At 61.1% G+C, this 25,120-nt stretch carries 23 protein-coding genes and 1 pseudogene; 19 read left to right on the top strand and 5 right to left on the bottom strand.

Going from position 1 to position 25,120, the window contains the following annotated elements; all coding sequences use genetic code 11:
- The 9 genes from NMA58_RS16310 (at position 1) to nuoG (ending at position 10,083) form a co-directional block, all read left to right on the top strand.
- Entirely contained in the window at positions 1 to 1,476 is a 1,476-nt protein-coding gene (locus NMA58_RS16310; RefSeq protein WP_434711245.1) for an NADH-quinone oxidoreductase subunit M, read from the top strand.
- Positions 1,473 to 2,912 (top strand): NADH-quinone oxidoreductase subunit N, encoded by a 1,440-nt coding sequence (locus NMA58_RS16315; protein ID WP_434711247.1) that lies wholly within the window; start codon positions 1,473 to 1,475, stop codon positions 2,910 to 2,912. The genes NMA58_RS16310 and NMA58_RS16315 overlap by 4 nt, the downstream gene beginning before the upstream one ends.
- Positions 2,913 to 3,042: 130 nt before the next feature.
- Entirely contained in the window at positions 3,043 to 3,408 is a 366-nt protein-coding gene (locus NMA58_RS16320) for an NADH-quinone oxidoreductase subunit A (protein WP_434711249.1), read from the top strand.
- Positions 3,396 to 3,899 carry a NuoB/complex I 20 kDa subunit family protein gene (locus NMA58_RS16325; protein ID WP_097600733.1) on the top strand — a complete coding sequence of 168 codons (504 nt, stop codon included), beginning with the start codon at positions 3,396 to 3,398 and terminating at the stop codon, positions 3,897 to 3,899. The genes NMA58_RS16320 and NMA58_RS16325 overlap by 13 nt, the downstream gene beginning before the upstream one ends.
- On the top strand, positions 3,896 to 4,432 hold the full coding sequence (locus NMA58_RS16330) for an NADH-quinone oxidoreductase subunit C (RefSeq protein WP_434711251.1): 537 nt from the start codon (positions 3,896 to 3,898) through the stop codon (positions 4,430 to 4,432). The genes NMA58_RS16325 and NMA58_RS16330 overlap by 4 nt, the downstream gene beginning before the upstream one ends.
- A 28-nt stretch (positions 4,433 to 4,460) precedes the next feature.
- Positions 4,461 to 5,675 (top strand): NADH dehydrogenase (quinone) subunit D, encoded by a 1,215-nt coding sequence (gene nuoD, locus NMA58_RS16335; protein WP_434711253.1) that lies wholly within the window; start codon positions 4,461 to 4,463, stop codon positions 5,673 to 5,675.
- A 16-nt stretch (positions 5,676 to 5,691) separates the two neighbouring features.
- Positions 5,692 to 6,201 carry an NADH-quinone oxidoreductase subunit NuoE gene (gene nuoE, locus NMA58_RS16340; protein ID WP_221113605.1) on the top strand — a complete coding sequence of 170 codons (510 nt, stop codon included), beginning with the start codon at positions 5,692 to 5,694 and terminating at the stop codon, positions 6,199 to 6,201.
- A 4-nt stretch (positions 6,202 to 6,205) separates the two neighbouring features.
- Positions 6,206 to 7,471, top strand: coding sequence for an NADH-quinone oxidoreductase subunit NuoF (gene nuoF / locus NMA58_RS16345; RefSeq protein ID WP_434711255.1), 1,266 nt, complete (start codon positions 6,206 to 6,208; stop codon positions 7,469 to 7,471).
- A 32-nt stretch (positions 7,472 to 7,503) separates the two neighbouring features.
- Positions 7,504 to 10,083: an NADH-quinone oxidoreductase subunit NuoG gene (gene nuoG / locus NMA58_RS16350; protein ID WP_434711257.1), complete on the top strand. Its 2,580-nt coding sequence runs from the start codon at positions 7,504 to 7,506 to the stop codon at positions 10,081 to 10,083.
- A 76-nt stretch (positions 10,084 to 10,159) separates the two neighbouring features.
- On the opposite strand, the gene NMA58_RS16355 is transcribed toward nuoG, so the two are convergent.
- The 5 genes and pseudogenes from NMA58_RS16355 to NMA58_RS16375 form a co-directional block, all read right to left on the bottom strand.
- Positions 10,160 to 10,600 carry a CBS domain-containing protein gene (locus NMA58_RS16355; protein ID WP_085779269.1) on the bottom strand — a complete coding sequence of 147 codons (441 nt, stop codon included), beginning with the start codon at positions 10,598 to 10,600 and terminating at the stop codon, positions 10,160 to 10,162.
- Between the two features lie 43 nt (positions 10,601 to 10,643).
- Positions 10,644 to 11,210: an NADH-quinone oxidoreductase subunit I gene (locus NMA58_RS16360; RefSeq protein ID WP_434711259.1), complete on the bottom strand. Its 567-nt coding sequence runs from the start codon at positions 11,208 to 11,210 to the stop codon at positions 10,644 to 10,646.
- A 10-nt stretch (positions 11,211 to 11,220) separates the two neighbouring features.
- A complete protein-coding gene (gene nuoH, locus NMA58_RS16365; protein ID WP_430958626.1) occupies positions 11,221 to 12,222 on the bottom strand; it encodes an NADH-quinone oxidoreductase subunit NuoH in 1,002 nt (333 codons plus the stop codon).
- A 483-nt stretch (positions 12,223 to 12,705) separates the two neighbouring features.
- A pseudogene (locus NMA58_RS16370) lies at positions 12,706 to 13,649 on the bottom strand (IS630 family transposase).
- Between the two features lie 275 nt (positions 13,650 to 13,924).
- Positions 13,925 to 14,821, bottom strand: coding sequence for a LysR substrate-binding domain-containing protein (locus NMA58_RS16375; protein WP_221147911.1), 897 nt, complete (start codon positions 14,819 to 14,821; stop codon positions 13,925 to 13,927).
- A 146-nt stretch (positions 14,822 to 14,967) separates the two neighbouring features.
- Here NMA58_RS16375 and NMA58_RS16380 point away from each other — a divergent pair, with 146 nt between their 5' ends.
- The 10 genes from NMA58_RS16380 (at position 14,968) to NMA58_RS16425 (ending at position 25,003) form a co-directional block, all read left to right on the top strand.
- Positions 14,968 to 15,729: an SDR family NAD(P)-dependent oxidoreductase gene (locus NMA58_RS16380; RefSeq protein ID WP_221147910.1), complete on the top strand. Its 762-nt coding sequence runs from the start codon at positions 14,968 to 14,970 to the stop codon at positions 15,727 to 15,729.
- A gap of 30 nt (positions 15,730 to 15,759) precedes the next feature.
- Positions 15,760 to 16,599: a transketolase gene (locus NMA58_RS16385; protein ID WP_221147909.1), complete on the top strand. Its 840-nt coding sequence runs from the start codon at positions 15,760 to 15,762 to the stop codon at positions 16,597 to 16,599.
- Positions 16,596 to 17,633 carry a transketolase family protein gene (locus NMA58_RS16390; protein ID WP_434711262.1) on the top strand — a complete coding sequence of 346 codons (1,038 nt, stop codon included), beginning with the start codon at positions 16,596 to 16,598 and terminating at the stop codon, positions 17,631 to 17,633. Before NMA58_RS16385 ends, NMA58_RS16390 begins: the two co-directional genes overlap by 4 nt.
- 65 nt (positions 17,634 to 17,698) lie before the next feature.
- Positions 17,699 to 18,703 (top strand): TRAP transporter substrate-binding protein, encoded by a 1,005-nt coding sequence (locus NMA58_RS16395; RefSeq protein ID WP_434711264.1) that lies wholly within the window; start codon positions 17,699 to 17,701, stop codon positions 18,701 to 18,703.
- A 25-nt stretch (positions 18,704 to 18,728) separates the two neighbouring features.
- Complete coding sequence (locus NMA58_RS16400; RefSeq protein ID WP_434711266.1) at positions 18,729 to 19,259, top strand: TRAP transporter small permease; 531 nt, start codon at positions 18,729 to 18,731, stop codon at positions 19,257 to 19,259.
- A complete protein-coding gene (locus tag NMA58_RS16405) occupies positions 19,256 to 20,515 on the top strand; it encodes a TRAP transporter large permease subunit (protein ID WP_434711268.1) in 1,260 nt (419 codons plus the stop codon). Before NMA58_RS16400 ends, NMA58_RS16405 begins: the two co-directional genes overlap by 4 nt.
- A gap of 10 nt (positions 20,516 to 20,525) precedes the next feature.
- Positions 20,526 to 22,025, top strand: coding sequence for a sugar ABC transporter ATP-binding protein (locus NMA58_RS16410; protein ID WP_434711270.1), 1,500 nt, complete (start codon positions 20,526 to 20,528; stop codon positions 22,023 to 22,025).
- Complete coding sequence (locus NMA58_RS16415) at positions 22,022 to 23,035, top strand: ABC transporter permease (RefSeq protein WP_221147903.1); 1,014 nt, start codon at positions 22,022 to 22,024, stop codon at positions 23,033 to 23,035. Before NMA58_RS16410 ends, NMA58_RS16415 begins: the two co-directional genes overlap by 4 nt.
- A gap of 43 nt (positions 23,036 to 23,078) precedes the next feature.
- Positions 23,079 to 24,053 (top strand): substrate-binding domain-containing protein, encoded by a 975-nt coding sequence (locus tag NMA58_RS16420; protein ID WP_434711272.1) that lies wholly within the window; start codon positions 23,079 to 23,081, stop codon positions 24,051 to 24,053.
- A 56-nt stretch (positions 24,054 to 24,109) separates the two neighbouring features.
- Positions 24,110 to 25,003, top strand: coding sequence for an amidohydrolase family protein (locus NMA58_RS16425; protein WP_221147901.1), 894 nt, complete (start codon positions 24,110 to 24,112; stop codon positions 25,001 to 25,003).
- Positions 25,004 to 25,120 lie beyond the last annotated feature (117 nt).

Here is a 25,120-nt window from a genome sequence, read left to right on the forward strand (position 1 = left end):
ATGGGCTTCCCGCTGCTCAGCCTCATCATATTCACACCCGTTGTCGGGGCCGCGGTTCTCATGTTCCTGCGCGATGACGATGTAGTGCGGTGGAGCGCGCTCTCTTTCACCGTCCTCGACCTTGCTCTTTGCATCGCCATGCTGGTCGGATTCGACACCAAGATCCATGCCATGCAGTTCACCGAGACGCACCCGTGGGTGCCCGCGCTCGGGATCAATTATGCCCTTGGCATCGACGGAATTAGCGCGCTCTTCGTGTTCCTGACCGCATTGTTGGGGTTGATCTGCGTGCTCGCCTCCTGGGTCGCGATCGACCGCAAGGTGAAGGAATTCATGATCTGCCTGCTCTTCATGCAAGCGCTGATGCTCGGGGTCTTCTGCGCGCTCGATCTCTTCCTTTTCTACGTCTTTTGGGAGGCGATGCTGATCCCGATGTATCTCATCATCGGCGTCTGGGGCGGCGAGGGTCGGGTCTATGCGGCGATCAAGTTTTTCCTCTACACGCTGGCGGGCAGCCTCCTGTTCCTGATCGGCGTCATCGTGCTCTATTTCTACGGTGGCAGGACCTTCGATATCCTCGCTTTGACGGAACAGGATTTGCCATTCCGCATCCAGTCCTGGCTGTTCTTCGCCTTCCTGGTCGCTTTTGCGGTCAAAGTTCCGATGGTGCCGGTCCATACCTGGCTGCCGGACGCCCATGTGCAGGCGCCGACAGCGGGCAGCATTATCCTCGCCGGAGTGCTCCTGAAGATGGGCGCCTACGGATTCCTGCGGTTCTCGCTGCCGATGCTGCCGGAGGCATCGATGTATTATTCGCCGCTGATGCTGGCGCTTTCGGGGCTTGCGATCGTCTATGGCGGGTTGCTCGCGCTGGCGCAGGACGATCTGAAGAAGCTTGTGGCTTATTCCAGCATCAGCCACATGGGCTTCGTGACGCTTGGGATTTTTGCGCTGAATCTCCGAGGGCTCGAGGGCGGTATCCTGCAGATGTTCAATCATGGCGTGACGACAGGCGCCCTATTCCTGTTCGTCGGGCTGATTTACGAGCGCACCCATACCCGCAGCATCGCCGACTATGGTGGGTTGATGAAGGTGGCGCCTGTTTACACCACGTTTCTGGCACTGTTTACCCTGTCGTCGATGGCGCTGCCGGGAACGAATTCGTTCGTGGGCGAGTTGCTGGTGCTGTCAGGCGGGTTTGCGGCCAATCTGGTCGCTGGCTCTGCCGCCGTTTTGGGCGCATTGCTGGGGGCTGCCTATCTGCTTGGCATGTACGGAAAAATCGCGCTCGGCCCGGCCAGCGTCGGTACCCGGTTGAAGACACGCGACGTGAACGCCCGTGAGATGGCCGCGATCCTGCCGCTGGCCGTCTTCGTGCTCTGGGTTGGGCTCTATCCGAAACCCTTCCTCGACATCATCGATGCCTCGGTGAAGCATCTGCTGACGCAGGTGAACAGTAGGGGGAGCGGCCCATGACCGCCGCCGCGCTTTTCCAGTCGGCCCTGGCGAGCCTGCCCGAGATCGTGGTGATCACCGGCGCCTGCATCCTGCTGATCCTGGGACAGTTTGTGCGAAGGGGACAGGAACATTTCCTTGTCTGGGCGTCTGTCGCGATCGTATTGATTGCCGCCTTGGCGACACTCATGCTGGCAAGCGAGGTACGGCCAGCCTACACGGGCATGTTCGTCGCCGACCGCTTCTCGGTCTTCTTCAAGTTCGTTTTCTACCTAGCCACCGTTCTGACATTCCTCCTTTCGCTAAAATATGCCGATATCGAAGGGATCGGCAGCAGCGAATATTATGTCCTGCTGCTCTTTGCGCTTTCCGGCATGATGATCATGGCCTCGGCGACCGATCTCCTGTCGATCTATGTGGGCCTCGAACTGATGGTGATTTGCACCTATGTGCTGACCGGCTTCCTGCGGCTTGAGCGGCGGTCCAACGAAGCAGCGCTGAAATATGTAATCCTTGGCGCGGTCTCGACCGGGATTTTCCTTTACGGCGTTTCGCTGGTCTACGGGCTGACCGGCACAACGCAATTGGACGGGATGGCTGCGGCCGTGAGTGGCGATCCGCTCGATCCAGGTTTGTTGCTGGCGGTGGTCTTCATCGTCGCGGGGCTGGTCTTCAAGGTCGGCGCGGTTCCCTTCCACATGTGGCTGCCGGACGTCTATGAAGGCGCGCCCACAACGATCACCGCCTTCATGTCGGTGGGCCCCAAGGCAGCGGGGTTCGCGGTGATCCTGCGGGTATTCCTCAACCCTCTGGTCGCAGCCTCGGACGTCTGGATCATCGTTGCCGTCATTGCGGTGGTGACGATGGCGCTCGGAAGCTTCGTGGCGCTGGTGCAGGACAATTTCAAGCGTCTCCTGGCCTATTCCAGCATCGCCCATGCCGGCTTCGCCATTTTCGGCGTGGCCGCTGGCGGCGCCGATGGGATCGCCAGCGTGATGCTCTATCTGCTGATCTACGCCATCATGAATCTCGGCATTTTCGGCGCCGTCATCATGATGCGGAACGGCGATGTCTCGGGCGAGGTTATCGAAGACTATGCAGGTTTCGCCAAGTCACATCCGGGGCTGGCGCTCCTGATGCTACTCTATCTCTTCTCGCTGGCCGGCATTCCGCCGACCGCCGGGTTCTTCGCCAAGTTTTACGTGCTTGTCGCCCTCGTCCAGCATGGTTTCGTCATCCTGGCAGTAATCGCAGTGCTGCTCAGCGCCGTCGCCGCCTATTTCTACATCCGCATCGTCATGGTGATCTACATGCGCGAGCCGAAGAGGACGTTCGCCCCGGCGCTGACGCCTCTGGTGGGCGCGACGCTCGCCGTCACCGCCGCCGGCACCGTCGGCATCGGGCTATTTCCGTCGTGGTTCCTGAAGCTTGCCCAAGATTCGGTCCTTGGCGGGTGAGCGATTGGATTTGCAATGATCACACCGACGGAATAAACTTGGAGGCAGAGAAAGGATTGTCCAGTCGCGCCGTGGCGTGACCGACTTACCCGTTCGGGATGAACGGTCGGTGGGCAACCGGTGCAGTGATATGGCTGCAATGGAATTCTTACCGGTTCTTTTCATGATCGCCGGAGTCGTTCTGGTGGCGGGGGTGACGTTGTTCGTTTCCTCGCTGCTGCGCCCATCCAATCCCTATCCCGCCAAGAACATGCCCTATGAATGCGGTATGGAGGCCGCGGGCGAGGCGGCGGCGGGCCGCTTCAGGGTGCCGTTCTTTATCCTCGCAATCCTGCTGGTCGTTTTCGACGTCGAAGCGATGTTCCTCTTTCCCTGGGCCGTCGTCCTGAAAGAGATCGGACTGGTCGGCTATATCGAGATGATCGTCTTCATATTGCTGCTTCTCGTGGGCTTCGCCTATGCCTGGCTGAAAGGAGCGCTGGAATGGGAGGCGTAAACAATGCGATTCGCGACAGCGTGCTGTTCACCACGGCCGACAGCATCATCAGTTGGAGCCGGAGGTCGGCGCTGTGGCCGGAAACCTTCGGCATTGCCTGCTGCGCCATCGAAATGATCTCGGCCGGTTGCGCCCGCTACGATCTCGACCGGTTCGGCGTGGTGTTCCGCCCTTCGCCGAGACAATCCGACGTCATGATTATCGCCGGCACAGTGACCCGGAAATTCGCGCCCGTCGTGCGGCGGCTCTATGACCAGATGCCGGAACCGCGCTGGGTGATCGCAATGGGCACCTGCGCTATTTCGGGCGGCGTCTACAACACCTATGCCGTGGTGCAGGGATCGGAAACCTTCGTGCCAGTCGATGTGCATGTGCCCGGCTGTCCGCCCCGGCCCGAGGCGCTGATGCACGGCTTCCTCCTGCTTCAAGAAAAGATCAAGAAGTCCCGGGCGCTCGCCGGCACACCTCTGGATCGGGTTATAGCATCATGAGTGCGGAGCCGCCCCTCAATCGCGCTCCGATCATGGAGCGCTTCGGAGAAACAATCGACGACCTCGGCACTGCGCACGGTATCGACGCCTTTGCCGTTCCGCCCGAGAGGATCGTTGAGCTCTGCCGTTTCCTGAAAGAAGATCCGTCGCTGCAATTCAATTTCCTGTCGGACATTTGCGGGGTCGATCATTACCCCGAAACGCCGCGGTTCGAGGCGGTCTACCATCTTTATTCGCTGCCCAACAGGTGGCGGGTCCGCATTAAGTGCCGACTTGGCGATCCTCCTGAAGTGCCGTCGGTCACGGGAGTCTGGCGCACCGCCAACTGGCATGAGCGTGAGGCCTGGGACATGTACGGTATCCGGTTCGAGGGACATCCCGATCTGCGCCGAATCTACATGTGGGAAGGCTTCGAGGGCTTCCCACAGCGTAAGGATTTCCCCCTCAGGGGCTATAAGGACAAATTGAACCCCTTCGGTGCCGAGGGTCCGCCGCCAACGCAGCCCGACCTTGCCACCAGGGACATTCCGTAAGGGGGCCGTTCTACGCCGGAACATTGAGATGACTGAAGTCACCGAGCTCAGCAGGCCTGAGGGTGAAGCGCTCAATACCAGGGAGGTGCTTCTCAACCTCGGTCCGCAGCACCCCAGCACCCATGGGGTTCTTCGGCTCGTCCTCGAACTGGACGGCGAGTTCGTCGAGCGCGTCGATCCGCATATCGGCTATCTCCATCGCGGCACCGAAAAACTGGCGGAGAGCTTCACCTATACCCAGATTTTCCCGCTGACGGATCGGCTCGATTATCTCTGTCCACCCTCGAACAACCTCGCCTTCGCGCTGGCGGTGGAGAAACTCCTCGGCATAGAAGCGCCGATCCGAGCGCAGTTTATCCGCGTGATGATGGCCGAGCTGGCCCGGATCTCCGGTCACCTCCTGATCACGGGCGCGCTGCCGATGGATCTCGGCGCCATGACCGCGCTGCTTTACGTCATGCGCGAGCGCGAAATGATCATGGACCTCCTGGAAATGATCACCGGTGCGCGCATGCATACGTCCTTCTGCCGGGTCGGCGGGGTGCGCGAGGACCTGCCTGACGGGTTCTTCCCCAAGATCCGGGAGTTTTGCGACATTTTCCCGAACCGTATCCGCGACTATGAGCGACTGCTCGAAGATAACCGGGTGTTTCTCAATCGCACGAAGGGGATCGGCGTGATCTCCGCAGAGGATGGCATCGATCTCGGCCTCAGCGGCCCGAACCTGCGTGCTTCCGGTGTCGACTGGGACATCCGCCGCGACGAGCCCTACGAGATCTATGATAGGCTGGCGTTCAACGTCATCACCCGTGACGAGGGCGATTGCTATGCACGCTGGCGATGCCGCGTCGATGAGATGCGCGAGAGCATAAGGATCATCGAACAATGCATCGACCAGATGCCTGAGGGGCCGTTCCAGATCGACATGCCGACCATCGCCTTCCCGCTGGACAAGGATCGGGTGCACTGCTCGATGGAGGCGCTGATCCAGCATTTCGACCTGTCGGCCTACGGCTTCAAGGTGCCGAAGGGCGAGGTCTATTCGGCGATCGAGGCGCCAAAGGGCGAGCTTGGCTTTTACATCATCAGCGACGGGTCGCCAAAACCGTTCCGCATGAAGGTGCGGGCACCCTCGTTCGTCAACCTTCAGGCCCTCTTCGGGGTCACCAACGCCCGCTATCTGGCGGACATGATCGCCGTGCTCGGCAGCCTCGACCCTGTGATGGCGGAGGTGGACAAGTAGCAAGGATTTGAATGCGATGACTATGCGCGAAAAGATCGAAGAGGCGGCGGCGCGGTATCCCGACCAGCGCTCTGCGATCATGCCCGCGCTCCTGATCGCGCAGGAAGAACATGGCCATCTGCCTGGGCCAGTGCTGGAAGAGGTCGCCGACATTCTCGGAGTCGAGCGAATCTGGGTCTACGAGTTGGCGACCTTCTACACCCTCTTCCATACCGAACCGGTGGGGATGTTCCACCTGCAGCTCTGTAACAATGTTTCCTGCATGCTGTGCGGATCGGAGGACCTGCTAGACCATCTGGAAACAGTGCTGGGGATCAGGAAAGGCGGCACCACCCCGGACGGGCTGTTCACGCTTTCGACGGTCGAATGCCTCGGCGCCTGCGAGATGGCTCCGGTGATGCAGGTCGGCGACGATTACCATGCCCACCTTGATGTGGCGCGGGTAAACGCACTGCTGGACAGACTGCGGGCGACAGTGGGAGCCGCAAGCGTCGAACACGCCTCTGCGCGGCTGCCGGGGGAGTAGCGCCATGTTCGAGCCGGTTCTTCTCAAAAATGTCGATGTGGCGAATGGTCATTTGGTGTCGACTTACGAGGCCGGCGGCGGCTACCAGGCGCTGGCGAAGGCGTTGCGCGAGCATACGCCTGACGAGGTTATCGACCTCGTCAAACGATCCAACCTGCGCGGTCGGGGCGGTGCGGGATTCCCAACGGGCATGAAATGGGGTTTCGTGCCGAAGCGCACCGGCAAGCCGACTTACCTGTGCTGCAACGCCGATGAGGGCGAGCCGGGCACGTTCAAGGACCGGATCATCATGGAGCGCGACCCGCATCAACTGATCGAGGGGCTGGCGGTCAGTGCATACGCGATCGGGGCCGAAACCGCCTATGTCTACGTTCGCGGAGAATATGTGACGGCGATCCGTCGTCTGGAACAAGCGATCGCCGAGGCCCACGCGAAGGGCTATCTCGGAAAGCGCATTCTAGGCTCGGATTTCAATTTCGCCGTACACATTCACTGCGGCGCCGGCGCCTATATCTGCGGCGAAGAGACTGCGATGCTCGAGTCGCTTGAGGGCAAGCGGGCGCAGCCGCGATTGAAGCCGCCGTTTCCGGCCGTGGCCGGGCTCTACGCCAGCCCGACTGTGATCAACAATGTCGAGACGCTGGCCTGCGTGCCGCATATCGTGGCGCGGGGCGCGGACTGGTTCCGCGGTATCGGCCCGGACAAGAGCCCCGGCCCGAAGCTCTACTGCCTCAGCGGACAGGTGCGCAAACCCGGCCTCTATGAGTTGCCGATGGGCATACCGCTGCGCGAGCTGGTCGAGGAACATGCCGGCGGGGCTTTGCCGGGACGCAAGATCAAGGCAGTGATCCCGGGCGGGGTCTCAGCGCCGGTCATCCCTGAACACGGGCTGGAGGTGAGAATGGATTTCGACTCGCTGGCTGCCGCCGGCTCGATGCTCGGTTCGGCTGGCGTTATCGTGATCGACGATAGCAGCTGCATGGTCAGGGTCGCCACCAGGATTGTCGAGTTCTTCCACCACGAGTCCTGCGGCAAGTGCACGCCCTGCCGGGAAGGATTGAACTGGGTCGTGAAAGTCCTGCGCCGGGTTGAAGGCGGGGATGGCGCACCCGGCGATCTGGAGCAGCTGGAGATGCTCTGCAAGGGCATTTTCGGCAATACGTTTTGTGCCTTGGGTGACGGTGCAGCGATGGGATTGCGGGCAGCACTCAAGCATTTCCGAGATGAGTTCGTCGTCCATGTCGAGGAGCGGAGGTGCCCGTTTCACTGAAGGAGTGTGCTGGATCAGGATTGTGAGGAACCATGCTTAAAGTCACGATCGATGGACAAACGCTGGAAGTTGAGGCTGGCTCGACGGTGCTGCAGGCCGCCCGGCATTTGGGCATCGATATTCCGACCTTCTGCTATCTGAAGCGTCTACCGCCGCTGGCCTCCTGCCGCATGTGTCTGGTGGAGATCGAGGGCCTGCGGCGGCTGCAGCCGTCCTGCGCTACTGCGGCCACCGATGGCATGGTCGTGCGGACGAATACGCCTCTGATCGAGGAAACGCGCTCTTCCATGCTCGACATGCTGCTCGCCAATCACCCCCTCGACTGCCCGATCTGCGACAAGGGCGGCGAATGCGAGCTTCAGAACATGGTAATGGCCTATGGGCCCCGCGAAAGCCAGTTCCGCGATGACAAACGTGTGTTCCACTCCGAGGACATTCGCCTCAGCCCGGTTATCATCATGAACGTCAATCGCTGCATCCAGTGCCAGCGCTGCGTCCGGATGTGCGAGGAGGTCGTCGGCGCGGTGGCGCTGGGCACCGTCGAGAAAGGCATGGATACCGCCGTCACCGGATTCGAGGGCAGTCTGGCGAGTTGCGACCAGTGCGGCAATTGCGTCGAGGTCTGCCCGGTCGGCGCGCTGATGAGCTTCCCCTACCGCTACAAGGCGCGCCCCTGGGATCTCGTAGAGACCGACACGATCTGCCCGCATTGTGGCACCGGTTGCCAGCTGACAGTGGGCACGCGCAAGGGCGAGTTCATGCGGGTGCGCTCGAAGTGGGACGAAGGTGTCAACCACGAAACTCTCTGCGTGCGAGGACGCTTCGGCCTCGATTTCGTTGCAAGCAGGGACCGGATCAAGCAGCCAATGATCCGTCAGGATGGCGCCCTGGTCCCGGTTTCCTGGGACGAAGCGGGGGATTATCTGCGCCGGCGACTGTTGGCTGTCGAGAGCAAGGAGGCCGGCGGGCTGGTCTCGCCTCGCCTGCCCAACGAGGTGCTTTATCAGTTCCAGAAGCTGATGCGAACAGTATTCCGGACCAACAACATTGATTGTTCGTCACGCTGGGCCGCGCCCTTCGATACGCTCGGCCCGCTATTGGGAACTTTCTACAGCCGCACACCGCTGGCCGACGTAATCGGCAACGACTGCGTGCTCGTCGTCGGCGGCAACGTGACCGAGGAGAATCCCGTCACCGAATACCTGCTGCGAGACGCCGCGCGGCGGCGCCAGGCCGGATTGCTGATGCTTTCGGCGCGGCCCTCGCGCCTGGACGCCGATGCCAGGGTGGTGGTACGCGTGCCGCCGGGCGGAGAAGAGGCAAGCCTTGCGGCGGTGGTAGCCGCGCTCATGGCGGTGGCCCGTCAGACCTTGCCGGGCGACGCATTTGCGGACATCGGGGCGATGGTCGGCAGGCCGGCAGCGGGCACCGGCAGCGACGGGCCGGATCGTCTGGCCACCGCGCTCAAGGAAGCCCGTAGCGTCACCGTGCTTGTCAGCGTCGACCTCCTGAGATCACCCGAAGCGCGCGCGACGCTGCTGCAGCTCTACAACCTGCTGCAGGTTCTCCGCCTGCTAGGCAAAGGCCCGGCGATGCAGTTTCTCTTCGACCGTGCCAACCAGCTGGGCGCCTGGGACATGGGGGTCCTGCCGGCGGCTCTCCCGGGGCTGCGGGCCGTCGCCGATGACGCGGCGCGCGCAGCTCTTGCCCGAAACTGGGGCGCCCAAATCCCGTCTGAACCCGGTGCGAATCTCGATGCCATGCTGGAGCTCTCCATCGGTGGCCGGATGGGCGCTTTCTACATCGTCGGAACCGACCCCCTGGTCGCCTATCCCGACCGGGACTTTGTGACGCGGGCGCTTGGCGCAGTTGATCTCCTGATCGTGCAGGACGCGTTCCTCACGGATACGGCGGGCATGGCCGAGGTCGTCTTGCCCGCGGCGGGATACGGCGAGGAATCCGGAACGTTCACCAACAACGAGGGCCGGATCCAGAATGTTCGGAAATTCCGTGAGCCCGTCTTCGACGCGCGAGGCAATCTGGCGATTATCGACTTCGTCGCCGCGCTACGCAGCCAGGCGTTGCCGCCATCGACGCGAGGCGAAATTTTCGACGAGATTGCCCGGCTGGTTCCGGCCTATCAGGGGTTGACGCAGGACGGACTTGGCGCCGACGGCGCATTCACCAAGGCGGTGCCAACATTATCGGCTGGCGTGTTCCTTGTGCCGCCGTCCGCTCCAACAGCGGCCGACCGGCTCATGCTGATCACCGGCGACTGCCTGTTCCACAACGGATATCTTTCCGAACGGTCGGACACGCTGAACACAGTCGCCAACGATCCCTATGTCGCGATGAGCGCGCAGGATACTGCGGAGCTTGGCCTTTCGGATGGCGATCAGGTAATCGTGCGTTCCAGCCAGGGCGAACTGTCGGCGCAGCTCATGGTCGACAGGCGGTTTCCCAAGGGCCTCGTCTTCGTTCCGGAAAACTATAGAGCCTTGCGTCTCAACAGCCTGCTGCGGCGGGGCGAATATCCATGCGCGGTGGAAGTCCAGAAGGCGCATGCCACTCCTGACGTCGCCCCCCCAGGCCGGATCTGGCGCGGGGTTTGAGGATTTGGGATCGGGGGCACCGCAACACTCCGTGGCAAGCTGTCCGCCCCAGCGTCATTACATCGAGTGGGCGGCGTCAGTGATACCTGGTCCCGCATATGTAATCCTGCAGCTCCTGCTCTGTACGCTGCGCTTCGTCGAGCCTGTGCTTAACCACATCTCCGATGCTGACCACGCCGACAACGTTGCCTCCATCCGTGACCAACACATGGCGCGTACGCCGCTGGGTCATGATCCCCATCGCGACGGGTAGCAGATCTTGTGTCGAACACGTCGCGACATTGCGGTTCATGATGTCCGCGACCCGCATCGCCGCTGCGGCGGCCCCGTATTCCGCCACCGCATTGCAGCAATCCCGCTCCGACACTGTACCGAGGTATTTGCTGTTTGATCGGCTCACGACGACGAAGCCGATATTGTTGTCTCGAAACAACCTCAGTACCTCCACCATCGTCTGATCGGGGGCGACTGCGATGACACCGACACCCTTGTTCTTCATGATTTCACCGACAAACATCTGAGCCTCCTGTTCGAGCGCTTCGGTTTGATGGCTGGCGCTTTCATGTTTGCCGGATATTCCGCCACCAGTTGTAGCCGTGCGTCTCTTTCGTCTCGACGAGTACGTCCTTCTTCGTATTCAGGCGCGCGGCGACCACGCCACCGCCGGTTGCCGCCTTACCCGGCTTGGCGAGCAGATCGTCGCGCCCGATCACCAGGTCAGCAGAGGAAAAACTGGAAAATTCGTATTGTTGCCCAAGCGCGATTGCATCCGCCGGGCAGGCGTCCTCGCACAACCCGCAGAACAGGCAGCGGGCTGTGTCGATTTCAAATTTCGCCGGGTGCCGGCTGCCCTTCTCGTCCTCGTACGGGACGACTTCGATACAGTCGCAGGGACAGATCCGCGCGCAGAGTTCGCAGGCTACGCACTTGATCTCGCCCTCTTCGTCACGCTTCAGAAAGTGATGCCCGCGGTAACGCGAGTAGGGTAGCCATTTTTCGTTGTCCGGATATTGCATGGTCACGGTTTTGGAGAACAGATATCCGAAGGTCAGAGCCAAGGCATTCGCCAGATCGGCGAAGAACGCCCAGCCAACCCATGTTCCAACTCTGTCCTGCGCGCGCGACATCGCCGCCTCGCTACGGGGTCGTTACGACCCCTAAAAGTATACCGGTTATAATTATGTTCGCCATCGACAGAGGAAGCAAGACCTTCCATCCGATCGCCATCAACTGATCGTAGCGGTAGCGGGGGAAAGTGAAGCGGAACCAAATAAACACATAGACGAAGAACGCGACCTTGAGAGCAAACCACAGGAGCGGCGGCAAGGGAATCAGAACACCGTTCCAACCGCCGAAGAACAGGATCACCACCAAGACCGACACAAGCAATACGATGGCATATTCGCTGACCATAAAGAAGGCAAAGCGGATACCGCTGTATTCGGTATGGAAGCCGGCCCCTAGATCCCCTTCCGCTTCCGCCAGATCGAAGGGAATGCGCTGCGCTTCGGCCAATCCGGCGACGAAGAACACCAAGAACCCGACCGGTTGGTAGACGATGTTCCAGACATCGGCCTGCGCCCGCACGATCTCGAGAAGGCTCATGGACTGCGCCAGCATGACCACGCCGATGACCGCGAACCCCATCGGGATTTCGTAGCTGATCATCTGGGCGCAGGTTCTGAGGCTGCCCAGGACAGCGTATTTGCTGTTGGAGGCCCAGCCGCCAAAGATGACGCCATAGACCTCGATCCCGATCACCGAGAAAACGAAAAGAAGCGCCACATTCATGTTGGAGACGTAGAGCGTGATCCCGTGGCCGAGGACCGAGACCGTTTCGCCGAAGGGGATCGCGACGAACACCACAAAGGGCGGAGCGAGCGCCAGGATTGGCGCCAGTTTGAACAGGAACCGGTCGGCCTCGGCCGGGATGTGATCCTCTTTCGTCAAGAGCTTGATTCCGTCCGCCACCGGCTGCAACAGCCCGTGCCATCCCACGCGCATCGGCCCCATCCGCTGCTGGATGTGCCCGGCGACCTTGCGTTCCAGCCAGGTGAGCGGCAATGGTAGCAATAGCAGGGTCGCAATCAGGAACGCGACCTTCAAGACGATTAGGCCAAGGGCGACGATAAGTTCCATGATCCGGACTACTTATTCATCGGGTTGAAGCGCGCGACCGGGCTTTGTCTCCGGCTCGACAATGAGCACTGCGCACACTTGTCAGACTACATGGTACAACGGCGACGCACCTCACACAATGCCGTCGCCGTTGTGCCGTTTGCCGTCGCTGGCTATGATGCCTTCGGGCTCAGGACGTTTTGAGAAGAGTAGTTCGCTGTGCGAGATGAGGCTTCGCGTTTCCGCCTGTTGCACCGCGCGGTCCTGCGTATCCGAAACCGCCGAGGCTCTCATCGCTGCCGAATGAAAGTTCCCTAGCAGGTCAGCTGGCGTCCGGGGAGCTGGACGCCCGGCAGAAACGCAAAAGCTCCTCGAGGGTATGTCGAGGCGCTTTCTGTCAAGCGACTTGCAAGTTGAATTGGTTGCGGGCGAAGGATCTGGGGTTTTCTGTCCCGCGGCGTCGGCTTCGCCTGCTTGCAGGCCGCTTACTAGAGCCTGCTGCTTTCATACGGAAGCATATCCTGAGTTTGTGAGGTAGTTTGCGCATTCTGCTGGCGAGAAGCAGTCGAGCATTTCACCAGCCTTGCGCCATGTCGCTTCGACTGTGCGAGGCTGTTCTCTCCTAATTAGGTGCTTGAGCTTGGCAAAGACTTGCTCGATGGGATTGAGGTCCGGGCTGTAAGGCGGCAGGAAGAAGAGGTGCGCGCCTGCGGCCCGGATGGCACGACGGACAGCTTGGCCCTTATGGCTGCCGAGATTGTCGAGGATGACGATGTCGCCCTTGACGAGCGTGGGCACGAGGATCCTCTGGATATAGAGGGTAAAGAGTTCGCCGTTGATCGGCCAAATCGATGACCCAAGGGGCGTCGATGCGGTCGCAGCGCAAGGCGGCAATGAATGTCAGGGTTTTCCAGTGCCCATGCGGAACCGCGGCACATAGGCGTTGACCACGCGGTGCCCACCCCCTGAGGGGCGCCATGTTGGTCTTGATCCAGGTCTCATCGAGAAAGACCAGCCGCTGCGCTTCGATCCGCCGTTGATGGGTCTTCCAACGCAACCGTTTCCTGGCGATATCCATCCGCGTCTGCTCGGCCGGCAGAACCGTTTTTTTTGAAACTCAGGCCCTCGGCCCGGACGAACACCCAAACGGCGCGTCGCTCGGTCTTGATGCCGCGTTCGGCCAGTTCCGCCACAAGGCCTCGCGTCGTGAACGGGCCGGATCGACAGCGCTGGCGCAGCCAGTCGGCCCGTTCGCCGGACAAAGTCCGCTGCTTGCGACCGCCGACGCGGCCGGGCGTCAGAGCGCCGGTCTCCGCAAGGCGCTTCTTCCACTTCGAAACACAGGAGGGAGCAATCGCAAGTGCTGCTGCGATCGATCGTATCGTTTCTCCGGTGTTCAGGCGCGCCATCGCCCGTTCGCGAAGATCCTCAGAATATGGGTGCGTCATCCTTGCCGGCCGTCCTTTTCCGGTAGGACAGAGAATCATATTTCAGCTGATTTGCGAATCTGCGATTCTGAAAAATCGAAGCGTGCTCTAGGCGTTAATTCCTTGACCCGCTGCCAGAAACGCAAAACCCGCCATGAGGCGGGCTTTTTGCGTGTTGTGTTTATGGAAGGTTTGGTTGCGGGGGCTCGCAACCAACGATTCCTGCGACTGGTAGAACGAACGGTACCACGACTGGCAGCATAGGCGGATACCTGCCGAATTGTAGCGTGGCTACATCAGCCCAAGACAGTTTGCGACGACTGAACCTGACGCGTCAGCCAGTCGGCAAAGGCACGGGCCAGTCGCCGTTGGCTTCCGGATTTTGGATAGGCGAGATAGTGGCCGATGTAGCGGTTGTCACGACAAATCCGATGGAGAGGACGGACCAGCTTGCCGCTTTCCAGTTCGCGCCTCGCCAGCACATCGGATTCGAGTGCGATGCCAAGTCCGTTGACGGCGGCATCGACCGCAAGGAAGCTCCGGTCGAAACTCATCGATGGTGGCGGCGGTGGTCCGAGGTCATTGGCTTCGAACCAATCGATCCACTGGATGCGCTTGAGATCGCTTCGGATCAACGGTTGGTGGAAGAGGTCGCGCGGCGATCTGATCAGGCGCGCGATTTCCGGTGAACATAGCGGCGAGACGATCTCTTCGGACAGCGGGAGGACGATCAGATCCTCGCGATTCATCGGCTCGCCATAGACGATATCGGCATCGAAAAGCCCATCAACGAAGCGGGCATAGTTCGTGCTGGCGGCAACACGGACCTCAATACCCGGGTTCTCCTTCAGGAACTGCGGCAGGCGTGGTGACAGCACCTGCGCTGCGAAACTCGGGGCGCAGTGAAGGCGCAACAATTGTGCCTTGTTGGATGAAATCTGTTCAACACCACGCCGCAATTCCTCGAAGGCATTCGAAGCATGATTGAGCAGCGTCTGGCCCGCGAGCGTGAGCGAAACGCTGCGCGTCGTTCGCTCGAACAAGGCGACGCCGAGATCCCGCTCCAGACGCACGATCGCATGGCTGACGGCGCTTGGCGAGAGGTTCAACTCCTCCGCGGCTGCCCGGAAGGAGCAGAGCCTTGCGGCCGCTTCGAAGATACGCATAGCGGAGAGTGAGGTCATCTGCAGCATTGGATTAGTGAACCAGATTCACCCATAGATGTAAACTTGGCGTTTGAAGGATGATGCCTGCTACGCCAAAACTCTTCCCACGAGGACAGGCAAGCGCCTGAGAGGAGAAACCAGATGCCGCGTGCCGGCGTCGGGAGGAGAGTTACATGCTATTACACGGAAAGACCGCGGTCATTTCGGGCGCGGCAAGCAAGCGCGGTATCGGCCGAGCCACGGCGGAGCTGTTTGCAACGCACGGCGCGCGGGTTGCCATTCTCGACATCAACGCCGACGAGGCAAAAGTCGCCGCAGGCGAGCTGCCGCCGGTCGAACACGGCGCGCATATCGGCCTGCGCTGTGACGTAGCCGATCGTGCCTCCTGCACGTCGGCGGCAGAGGAAGTTCTGAGCGCCTTTGGTGTCGCGAACATCCTCATCAACAATGCCGGCATCACCCAGCCTGTGAAGACTCTTGAGATCTCCGACGCGGATTGGCAGCGCATCGTCGCAGTCAATATGACAGGCGTCCTCAACCTCAGCCAGGTCTTCATCCCCAACATGCGCACGAACGGCGGCGGGTCGATCGCGTGCATGTCCTCAGTCTCGGCGCAACGCGGCGGCGGTATTTTCGGCGGCCCGCATTATTCCGCCGCCAAGGCCGGTGTCCTTGGACTCGCCAAGGCCATGGCGCGGGAGTTCGGCCCCGACAGCATTCGTGTCAACTGCGTCACGCCCGGCCTCATTCAGACTGACATCACCGGCGACAAGCTTTCGACCGAAATGCGCGCTGACATCATCAAGGGCATTCCACTCAATCGCCTCGGCGACGCGCGCGACGTGGCCAACATCTACCTCTTCCTCGCATCCGATCTCTCCGCCTACGTCACGGGCGCCGTGATCGATGTCAATGGCGGCATGCTGATCCATTGATCCACGAGGAAGTCTGAAAGGAAGGACGGCATGGCCCAGATCGGTCACAATATCAGTCTTCCTGAACGCGCCCGGCGCATTCGCCGGCATGCGCTACGCATGGGCGAAGTTCAGGGCCAGGGTTATATCGCACAGGCGCTCGGCATCGCCGACGTCCTCGCGGTCGCCTATTTCCATGCGACGTCCTACCGTCCGGAGGATCCCGAATGGGAAGGCCGGGACCGCTTCCTGCTGTCGATCGGGCATTATGCCATAGCGCTCTATGCGGCCCTGATCGAGGCGAAGATCATTCCCGAAGACGAACTCGAGACTTACGGCACCGATGACAGCCGCCTGCCGATGTCCGGCATGGCCGCGTATACGCCGGGCATGGAGATTACCGGAGGATCGCTGGGCCACGGCCTCGGCATCGCCGTCGGCATGTCGCTCGCGCTGAAGCGCAAGGGTTCACGATCATTCGTCTACAACCTGTTTTCCGATGGCGAGCTTGACGAGGGGTCGACCTGGGAAGCAGCCATGTCGGCCGGTTCCTACAAGCTCGACAACCTGATCGGCATCATCGACGTCAACCAGATGCAGGCGGACGGTCCATCGCTCGGCGTGCTCAACTTCGAGCCTCTCGGCCCGAAGTTCGAGGCCTTCGGCTGGTTCGTCCAGCGCGTCGATGGCAACGACATCGATGCGCTCGTCGACGCTTTCGACAAGGCTCGCCAGCACCCGGACCCGCAGCCCAGAATCATTATCTGCGATACGAAGATGGCCAAGGGCGTGCCTTTCCTTGAAGCGCGTGAGCGCAACCATTTCCTCCGCGTCGAACCGCAGGAATGGGCCGAGGCGATCCGGATCATCGACGCGGGAGTAACGGCATGAGACGCTCGAAATACGAACGCCCCGCCCATCTGATCGACAATGCGGAAAGACCCCGACTGACCACGTCGGCGATGATCGCCTCCATTGCCGGCGCCGACCAGCCGACCCGTCCGGCGCCCTTCGGACACGCGCTTTTAGCCCTGGCGGAAAAGGACGACCGGGTCGTTGGTCTTTCGGCCGATCTCGCGAAATACACCGATCTGCATGTCTTCCGGGCGGCCCATCCCGATCGCTTCTACCAGATGGGCATGGCGGAGCAGCTGCTGATGATGTCGGCCGCCGGCATGGCGCGCGAAGGCCTGCAGCCCTGGGTGACGACATACGCCGTTTTCGCATCGCGCCGCGCCTATGACTTCATCTGCCTGGCGATCGCCGAGGAGATGCTCGACGTCAAGATCGTCTGCGCACTGCCGGGACTGACCACGGGCTATGGACCGAGCCATCAGGCGACCGAGGACATCGCCATGTTCCGCGGCATGCCGAACCTCACCATCATCGACCCTTGCGATGCCAGCGAGATCGAGCAGGCTGTCCCAGCCATCGCCGCCCATAAGGGGCCGGTCTATATGCGGCTTCTGCGAGGTAATGTTCCCCTCGTGCTTGAGGAATACGGCTACCGGTTCGAACTGGGCAAGGCGAAGCTGCTGCGCGACGGCAGGGACACGCTGATTATTTCGTCGGGCCTGATGACCATGCGCGCGCTCGAAGCGGCCGAGGAACTCCGCAAGGACGGTATCGACGCCGGCGTGCTGCATGTTCCCACCATCAAGCCGCTTGACGAGGCAACGATCCTCGCCGAGTGCGCCAGGCAGGGACGGCTTGTGGTCGTGGCTGAGAACCACACCGTCATCGGCGGTCTCGGAGAGGCGGTTGCCGCCACCTTGATGCGCTCGGACGTGCGCCCCGCCGCATTCCGGCAAATCGGGCTACCGGACGCCTTCCTTGAAGCCGGCGCCCTGCCAACCCTGCACGACTTGTACGGCATATCGACCGCGAAGGTAGCAGCTCAAATCAAGGGGTGGCTCGACGGCTAGGTCGAACGGCTGCCCGCGTTGAGGAGCGCGGCGGGCCACAAGAGTTTCTAAGTGGAGGAGAGAAGATGAAGTTCGAGATCAACAGGCGCCAGTTCCTGGCAGCGTCGTCAGCCGTGCTTGCTGCACCAGCGATCGTCACCATGGCTCGGCCCGCGCGCGCCGGCACGAAACTGACTCTCGGTCACGGTGCAGCACCCGGAAATCCGCGAACAGTCGCCGCGGCGAAGTTTGCGGAGCTGGTCGCCGAGAAGACGGCGGGCCGCGTCACGATCAATGTCGCCGGTGCCGAGACGCTCGGCAGCGACTCGGCGATGCTGACAAGCCTGCGTACGGGCGCTCTCGATTTCACGGCCAACAGCCAGGGAGCGACGTCCGCGCTAGTTCCGGAGCTTGCGGCGCTCGGCCTTCCCTTCCTGTTCGAGAACACCGCAAAGGCGATGCAGGTGCTCAATGGTCCGGTGGGCGCGGAGCTCGTCAAGCGCTTCGAAGCCGTCAGGGTGGTGCCGCTCGACTGGTGGGACAATGGCATTCGCCACCTCACCAACTCCAAGCGCAAGGTCGCAGCCCCCGCCGAGGTGAGCGGAATGAAGATCCGCACGCCCGCCGACCCGATGACCATGGACATCTTTCAGGCCCTCGGTGCGGCGACGGAGCAGATCGCGTTCGGTGAACTCTATGTCGCTCTCCAGCAGGGCGTGGTCGATGGCCAGGAGAACCCGCTCGCGAATATCGACAGCTCCAAGCTCTACGAGGTCAACAAGTACGTAAGCCTCACCGGCCACAAATGGGAATCGACGCCGTTCCTGATGTCACAGGTCGCGCAGGCCCGCCTGGGCGGCGACCTTGAGGCAGTGAAGGCTGCTGCGAAGGAAGCCGGCGAACTCCAGCGCAAGCTTTCTGCCGACAAGGACGCAGTAGTGTTGGCAGCCTTCAAGGTCAATTCCGCGATCGAAGTCACCGAGGTGGACCGGGAAGCCTTTGCCAAGGCGACGGCGTCCGTTGCCGAGAGTTGGAAGAAGAAACCTTTCGGGGATTTCGTCGCCCAGATCGAAACGGCGGCCAAGGGCTGAGGCCTTTCCTCAACGGGAGCACCCCATGAAAAGCCTCTCAAATCTCATCGAACTCACGGCGCGCGCTATTGTCTGGTTCGCGCGGCAGGTCGTCATCTTCAGCGGGATCGCGCTCATGGTCTTCATGACGGCGAACGTCGCTGCCCGTTACTTGCTGACCGGGGGAGGTTTTTCATTCGCCCAGGAGCTGCCGGTGCTGATCTTCCCCTGGTTCATCCTGGGCGGCATCGTGCTGGCGGCCCATTCCGGCGGCCATATGGCGGTCGAGTGGATTTACGGCAAATTACATGGGAAGGCGCGTTCTACCGCCTTCGTCGTCGCCAATGTCGTCAGTGCCGGCGCCTTCCTGGTACTTGGTTATCAGGCTTACCTGGTTGGCGAGATCGCCGGGATCGAACACAGCCCGGTCCTCCAGCTTCCCAACAGTGTCGGCTATTTCGCTCTCGCTATAGGCTCAATGCTGGTGGCGATTGTGACGCTGAGCGTCGTCCTCCGCATGCTTCGCCTCGGTTGGGAATTCCGGACGAACGCCGAAAGCGGTGAGGTGGCGCTATGACCATCGTGATGATCATTGTCTTCTGCGTGCTGATGATGATGGCGGTGCCGGTTGGCTACGCCCTGATTATCGCTGCCGGCGTCGCCGTTCTGTTTAATGGATATCTGCCGCTTTCGATCGTGGCGCAGCAGATTTATGACCAGACCCAATCCTTTCCGATGCTCGCGCTGCCGTTCTTCATGCTGGCCGGCACGCTGATGCTCGGCGGTGAGCTCGGCAGGCAGTTGCTGGAGCTGGCATCGCATGCGATGCAGCGCTGGCGGGGCGGACCCCTGTCGACCACCGTCGTTTCCTCTGTCGTGTTTGGCGGCGTCTCCGGCTCGGCCGTGGCGAACGCCAGCGCGCTCGGATCTGTTCTTATCCCGTGGCAAAAAAAGCACGGTTTTCCGCCCGCGCTTTGTGCGGCAAATAACGCGACCTCGGCGGTTATCGACGTCCTGATCCCGCCTTCTATCCCGATGATCCTGTTCTCCCTGGTAAGCGGCGTCAGTGTCGCCAACCTCTTTGTCGCGGGTATCTTGCCGGGCATCCTCATGGCGGCAAGCTTTGTCTTCGTCTGTTGGTTCGTTTCGGTGAGACGCGGCTATGCCACGCAGCCCTCGAAGACCAGCAAGCGAGAGCTGGCGACGCTGGCGCTGAAGAGCCTGCCTGCGGTGCTGCTGCCAGTGCTGATCATCCTATTCCTGCGGTTTGGCCTTGCCACGCCCACGGAAGTCGCGGTGCTCTCGGTCGTCTATTCGCTCGCGCTCAGTCTCGCCTATTACCGTGATCTGACGTGGAAGCGTTTTTGCGACAACGTGGTCGAGGCCGGCATGGCGACCGGCGTGGTCATGCTGGTGATCATGGGCAGCGCGGCCGTGGGTTGGGTGCTGACCTTCGATCAGGCGCCGCAGCAGATGGCCGACTGGGTAGCCGCCAATATTTCCAGCCCGATTGTCATCATCCTGATGATGAACATCCTGATGCTGATCGTCGGCATGCCGCTCGATATGCCGCCCGCCATCCTGCTGCTTGGACCCATCTTCGTTCCCCTTGCCGACACGATCGGTCTGGACCGGGTCCAACTGGGGCTGATGATGGTGATCAATCTTGGCATCGGGCTCTACACACCCCCGATCGGCACGACGCTCTTCATCTCCTCGTCGATCGCCAAATCACCACTCGGCGAGACCACCCGCGAGCTCTGGCCCTTCTTTGCCATGGCGATGACGCTCCTGCTTGCGGTGAGCTTCATCCCGGCGCTCACGCTCTACTGAGGACAGGACTATGACCGACGCCAGCAAAGACATCGTCTCAGTCCGATCTCTTACCAAATCGTATGGTGCGACATCCGTGCTCAGAGGTGTGGATTTTTCGGTGGCGCGCGGCGAAATACACGCGCTCCTCGGCGGCAACGGTGCCGGTAAATCGACACTCATCCGCATCATCACGGGAACGGCGGCAAAGGATGGTGGCGAGCTCGTCTTCCGCGATACGGCCGGCAACGTCCTCACCGAGGCAGAAGGCCGTCGCAAGGTGGCCGTCGTCCACCAGGAACTCGCCCTTCTTCCCCATCTCACGGTCGCTGAGAACATAGCACTGCCCCATTTCCGCAAGGGCTCGCGAATTTACGATGGAAGGACGGCCGCCAGCCAGGCCTATGCCGCCCTTTCGATGATTGATCGAGATTTTGCCCGTGCCGCGCTGAACCGTCTCGTCGGCGACCTCAGTCTCCATGAGGGGCAGATGGTTGAGATTGCGCGAGCACTGTCATCGGGGGCAGAACTCATCCTCCTGGACGAGCCGACCGCCAATCTGACCGCGGCCGAGACGGAGCGGCTGTTTGGGGTTTTGAGACGATTGACCCGGGAAAATGGCCTTTCGGTTGTCTTTGTGTCGCACCGCATGAAGGAAATTCGCCAGATCGCCCATGTTTGCTCGATCATCCGGGACGGTAGAACCGTGGTGAGGAGCGTGCCGACCACAGAGCTAACAGATCTCGCCATCATCGAGCATATGGGGCAGGCCCAAGCGCAAACCAGGGCCGTTGCCCATTCCGCGCGACCGGCACCGGTTGCTTCTCGGTCGGGGGACCCACTGACGATCGCGGAAGAAGGGTTTTCCGTAACGCTCCAGCCCGGGACCATTCTCGGCGTCGCCGGCGCTCCTTCAGGCCCCGAAACCCTCATCGCCGCGCTCGTTGGCGCCGCGCACGACAAGCGATGGACCGTCACGCGCGCCGGATGGCCGGGCCGTTTCCGTTCGCCACGAGAGGCCGCGCGCCTCGGCGCTGGCTTCGTAACCGGCGACCGGTCGCACCGCGGTATCCTCCATTCCCTACCGATCATCGACAATGTGCTCGCATCGCGCCGCGTGACGCGCGGTTCCCTATTTGCCGCCAAGCGAGAAGAGGTCGAGTGCCTGGACCTGATGCAGGCACTCAAAGTGAAAGCCGGCTCGCTCTGGCACCTGCCGAACACGCTGAGCGGCGGCACGCAGCAGAAGCTGCTTCTCGCCCGCTGGCTGAATGTTCCTTCCCGCCTCCTGGTCCTCGAAGAACCCACACGCGGTGTCGATATCGGCACCAAGCGGGAAATCTACCAGTTGATCCGCGACATGGCGGCAACGGGCACCGCGATCGTCTGGTGGTCGACAGAAAATGCGGAATTGCTTGAGGTCTGCGACCGTGTGCTGGCGTTCGACACGGACGGTCGCTCTTCGGGCGTGATCGAACGGGACGAACTCAGCGAAGACAAGCTCGCGAATTTGACAGGAATGGCGGCATGACCAAAACCATTATTGAACAGGCCGGGGCCAAACTCGACACATCCGCTGCGATCCGCACCCGGGAAAGTCTCGTTTCAGCTTACCGCACGGAATTGGCGATCGCAGTGGCCATCGTCCTTCTCGTTCTGGCGGTTGGAACGCAAGTGCCGCAAGCGCTGAGTTGGGGCAATTTTGCGAATATCACCCAAGCCGGTGCGCCGCTGATCATCATGTCTCTGGGTGTGCTCCTTGTCGTCATCACCGGCGGTATCGACCTTTCCGTTGGCTCCGTCTTCTCACTCACCGGCATGGTTACCGCACAGGCCATGGCCTCGGGTCTCGGCGGTGTGAGCGCCGCGCTGGTCGGGCTTGGCGTCGGACTCGTCTTCGGCTCGATCAATGGGTTTCTCGTGACGGTGGCCGGGCTCGCGCCTTTCGTCGTCACGCTGATCACCTTCGCCGTGGCCGGTTCACTCGCTTTCATCGTCACCAATGGCCGGTCCATGCCGATCGGTGATCCGGATTTTTGGTTGCTCAACAGTGGCAGTCTGATACCCGGCGTGCCGAACTACATCCTGTTCTGCATCGTCCTGGTTGTGTTGATCGAGATCTTTCTCAAGAAAATGGTCGCGGGGCGCTGGTTCTACGCCGTGGGTAGTAGTGCGGCGGCCGCGCATCTTCTGGGAATTCCCGTCAAGAAGACGCAATTCTTTGCCTATGTCGCGTCCTCGCTTCTCGCATCCTTCTCCGGATTGCTGACGATTTCCTACATCCTCAATGCGGAATCGACGGCCGGCTCGAGCCTCATGCTGCAGGCGATCGCCGCGGTTGTGATCGGAGGGGCAAGTCTGCTCGGCGGCACTGGAACGGCTGTGGGCGCGGTTCTCGGCGCGCTCATGATCACGGTCATCCAGAACGGGGTCAATCTCATCGGTATCAACAGTTTCTGGCAGGGGTCGGTCACCGGCCTCGCCATCCTGATCGCGGTCCTGATCGATCGCTTCAGCAAATCGCGGCGCGGTGCCGTGTAATCCGTCCTGGGGGAGACCTGGACATCAAGAGGAGGAAGAAAGCATGAGGAAGAAACTGAACGGGTGGCTCGCCATGGCAGCGGGTGCCGCGCTGGTCGCGTTGTCGAGCGTGGCGCATGCGGAGGAGAAGAAAACGGTCGCCTATCTCGCGCCATCGCTCGACATTTCCTATTGGCAGTGGGTCGGCTTCGGCGTGAAGCAGAAGGCCGAAGAGCTGGGAATGGACTATGTCGAATTCACCTCCGAGAATTCGCCGGCCAAACAGATGGACAATGCGCGGACCGCCGTGACCAAGGGCGTAGATGCAATCGTCATCGGTCCGGTGAGTTCGACCAGCACCCCGCCTCTGCTCGCCTATCTGAAATCCCAGAACATACCGATCGCCTTCGCAGGTATCGGCCCGCAGCCGGGCCAGACTGACTACACGTCGTCTGTCACCGCCAACAACTACGAAACCGGCAAAGCCCAGGGGAGTTTCGTCTGCGCCCTCGCCAAGGATCGCGGCGGCAACAAGGTCGGCATGCTCTCGCTTCCGCAGGACCGCGAGAACGCCCAGAAATATCTCAAGGGCGCTCAGGAGGCCTTCGCAGCCGATGGCTGTGAACTTGTCCAGATGCTCGAGACGCGAGGCCTGACTGTCAATGAAGCCGTGACACAGGCCAATGACATGCTGACAGCCCATCCGGACATCAAAGCAATCTACGGCATGTATGATGAGGCCGGCACCGGTGCGGCGAAGGTTCTTGAAACCCGGGGCCTGACCGGAAAGATCGGCATCGCGGTTGCAGACGGCAGCCCGACGACCATTGCGCTGCTGAAAGCCAATGCCATCCAGGGTATCTTCTTCCAGGAGGCGGTGGGCCAGGGCATCGACGGCACGCAGCAGGTATTCAACGCTCTGACCAAGGCTCCGGTCGAAAAGGATCTTGCGCTTGTGATGCCGCTCGTGACCGCCGACAAAATCGATACGGCGGAAGCGAAGGCGGTCATCGCCCGCGTTTTCCCGCCGAGCAACTGACAGGAGACTCGCGGAAACGGCGGTGCCTGCCGTTTCCGCGACCCAGAGGAGACACCATGTCCGACATCGCCATCATCGACCCTCATTTCCACCTCTGGGATTTGGAGACCAACTACTACCCCTGGCTTTCCGACGGTGTTAAGCCTTCGGCCTTCGGCGATTACACAGCCATCAACAAGACTTACCTGATCGAGGATTTCCTCGCGGACGCGAAGAACCAGAACCTCGTCAAGGCGGTCCACCTCGATGTCGGCTTCGATCCGAAGAACCCCGCCGGCGAAACGAAATGGCTGCAGAGCGTTGCGGACAAGCATGGCTTCCCTCATGGCATCGTCGGCTATGCGGACTTCCGCAAGCCCGATGTCGGCGACCTGCTTGATGAGCATCTGCAATACGCGAACTTTCGCGGTATCCGCCAGTCGATGAACTATCATACCGACCTCGCCAAGACCTACCTGACCGAGCCGGAGGTCAGCCGGACGCCAGAATGGCGCCGAGGCTTCAAGGAACTCGCTCGTCGCGGCCTCAGTTACGACCTCCAGCTCTATTACTGGCAGATGGAGGAATTCCTTGAACTCGCCCGTGATTTCCCAGATGTGCAGATCATCCTCAATCACACCGGCATGCAAGTCGATGGGCCGTCGCATTTTGAGGGCTGGCGGAAAGCGATGAAGACGCTTGCGCAGGCACCGAACGTCGCCTGCAAAATCTCGGGCCTGGGAATGGGGGACTGGACCTGGACCACCGAAAGCATCCGCCCCTATGTTGAGGAGGCGATTGCCGCCTTTGGCGTCGAGCGGGCGATGTTCGCCTCGAATTTCCCCGTCGATAAGCTGTTCTCAAGTTACGACGCTATTTGGAATGCGTTCAAGGACATCACTGCAGGCTATTCTGGGCCGGAACGCTCAGCATTGTTCCACGACAATGCCGTGCGATTCTACCGCTTGTAGCTCGATCGACCGGGATGGCCCCGCAGTTGCTTTCCCAGAGGCTTCAGGATGTAGAACACTCCGGCTCTCTTTAACCACTTGCCGCTAGTCTAAATCCCTGCAGATCGGGTGTGCGCG

The organism is Rhizobium sp. YTUHZ045, from assembly GCF_051124255.1.
Taxonomy (GTDB): domain Bacteria; phylum Pseudomonadota; class Alphaproteobacteria; order Rhizobiales; family Rhizobiaceae; genus Rhizobium.

Bases quoted from the DNA above. Each gene is read 5' to 3' on its own strand.
- NMA58_RS16310 (WP_434711245.1), top strand. From the start codon at position 1: ATGGGCTTCCCGCTGCTCAGCCTCATCATATTCACACCCGTTGTCGGG.
- NMA58_RS16315 (WP_434711247.1), top strand. From the start codon at position 1,473: ATGACCGCCGCCGCGCTTTTCCAGTCGGCCCTGGCGAGCCTGCCCGAG.
- NMA58_RS16320 (WP_434711249.1), top strand. From the start codon at position 3,043: ATGGCTGCAATGGAATTCTTACCGGTTCTTTTCATGATCGCCGGAGTC.
- NMA58_RS16325 (WP_097600733.1), top strand. From the start codon at position 3,396: ATGGGAGGCGTAAACAATGCGATTCGCGACAGCGTGCTGTTCACCACG.
- NMA58_RS16330 (WP_434711251.1), top strand. From the start codon at position 3,896: ATGAGTGCGGAGCCGCCCCTCAATCGCGCTCCGATCATGGAGCGCTTC.
- nuoD (WP_434711253.1), top strand. From the start codon at position 4,461: ATGACTGAAGTCACCGAGCTCAGCAGGCCTGAGGGTGAAGCGCTCAAT.
- nuoE (WP_221113605.1), top strand. From the start codon at position 5,692: ATGACTATGCGCGAAAAGATCGAAGAGGCGGCGGCGCGGTATCCCGAC.
- nuoF (WP_434711255.1), top strand. From the start codon at position 6,206: ATGTTCGAGCCGGTTCTTCTCAAAAATGTCGATGTGGCGAATGGTCAT.
- nuoG (WP_434711257.1), top strand. From the start codon at position 7,504: ATGCTTAAAGTCACGATCGATGGACAAACGCTGGAAGTTGAGGCTGGC.
- NMA58_RS16355 (WP_085779269.1), bottom strand. From the start codon at position 10,600: ATGTTTGTCGGTGAAATCATGAAGAACAAGGGTGTCGGTGTCATCGCA.
- NMA58_RS16360 (WP_434711259.1), bottom strand. From the start codon at position 11,210: ATGTCGCGCGCGCAGGACAGAGTTGGAACATGGGTTGGCTGGGCGTTC.
- nuoH (WP_430958626.1), bottom strand. From the start codon at position 12,222: ATGGAACTTATCGTCGCCCTTGGCCTAATCGTCTTGAAGGTCGCGTTC.
- NMA58_RS16375 (WP_221147911.1), bottom strand. From the start codon at position 14,821: ATGCTGCAGATGACCTCACTCTCCGCTATGCGTATCTTCGAAGCGGCC.
- NMA58_RS16380 (WP_221147910.1), top strand. From the start codon at position 14,968: ATGCTATTACACGGAAAGACCGCGGTCATTTCGGGCGCGGCAAGCAAG.
- NMA58_RS16385 (WP_221147909.1), top strand. From the start codon at position 15,760: ATGGCCCAGATCGGTCACAATATCAGTCTTCCTGAACGCGCCCGGCGC.
- NMA58_RS16390 (WP_434711262.1), top strand. From the start codon at position 16,596: ATGAGACGCTCGAAATACGAACGCCCCGCCCATCTGATCGACAATGCG.
- NMA58_RS16395 (WP_434711264.1), top strand. From the start codon at position 17,699: ATGAAGTTCGAGATCAACAGGCGCCAGTTCCTGGCAGCGTCGTCAGCC.
- NMA58_RS16400 (WP_434711266.1), top strand. From the start codon at position 18,729: ATGAAAAGCCTCTCAAATCTCATCGAACTCACGGCGCGCGCTATTGTC.
- NMA58_RS16405 (WP_434711268.1), top strand. From the start codon at position 19,256: ATGACCATCGTGATGATCATTGTCTTCTGCGTGCTGATGATGATGGCG.
- NMA58_RS16410 (WP_434711270.1), top strand. From the start codon at position 20,526: ATGACCGACGCCAGCAAAGACATCGTCTCAGTCCGATCTCTTACCAAA.
- NMA58_RS16415 (WP_221147903.1), top strand. From the start codon at position 22,022: ATGACCAAAACCATTATTGAACAGGCCGGGGCCAAACTCGACACATCC.
- NMA58_RS16420 (WP_434711272.1), top strand. From the start codon at position 23,079: ATGAGGAAGAAACTGAACGGGTGGCTCGCCATGGCAGCGGGTGCCGCG.
- NMA58_RS16425 (WP_221147901.1), top strand. From the start codon at position 24,110: ATGTCCGACATCGCCATCATCGACCCTCATTTCCACCTCTGGGATTTG.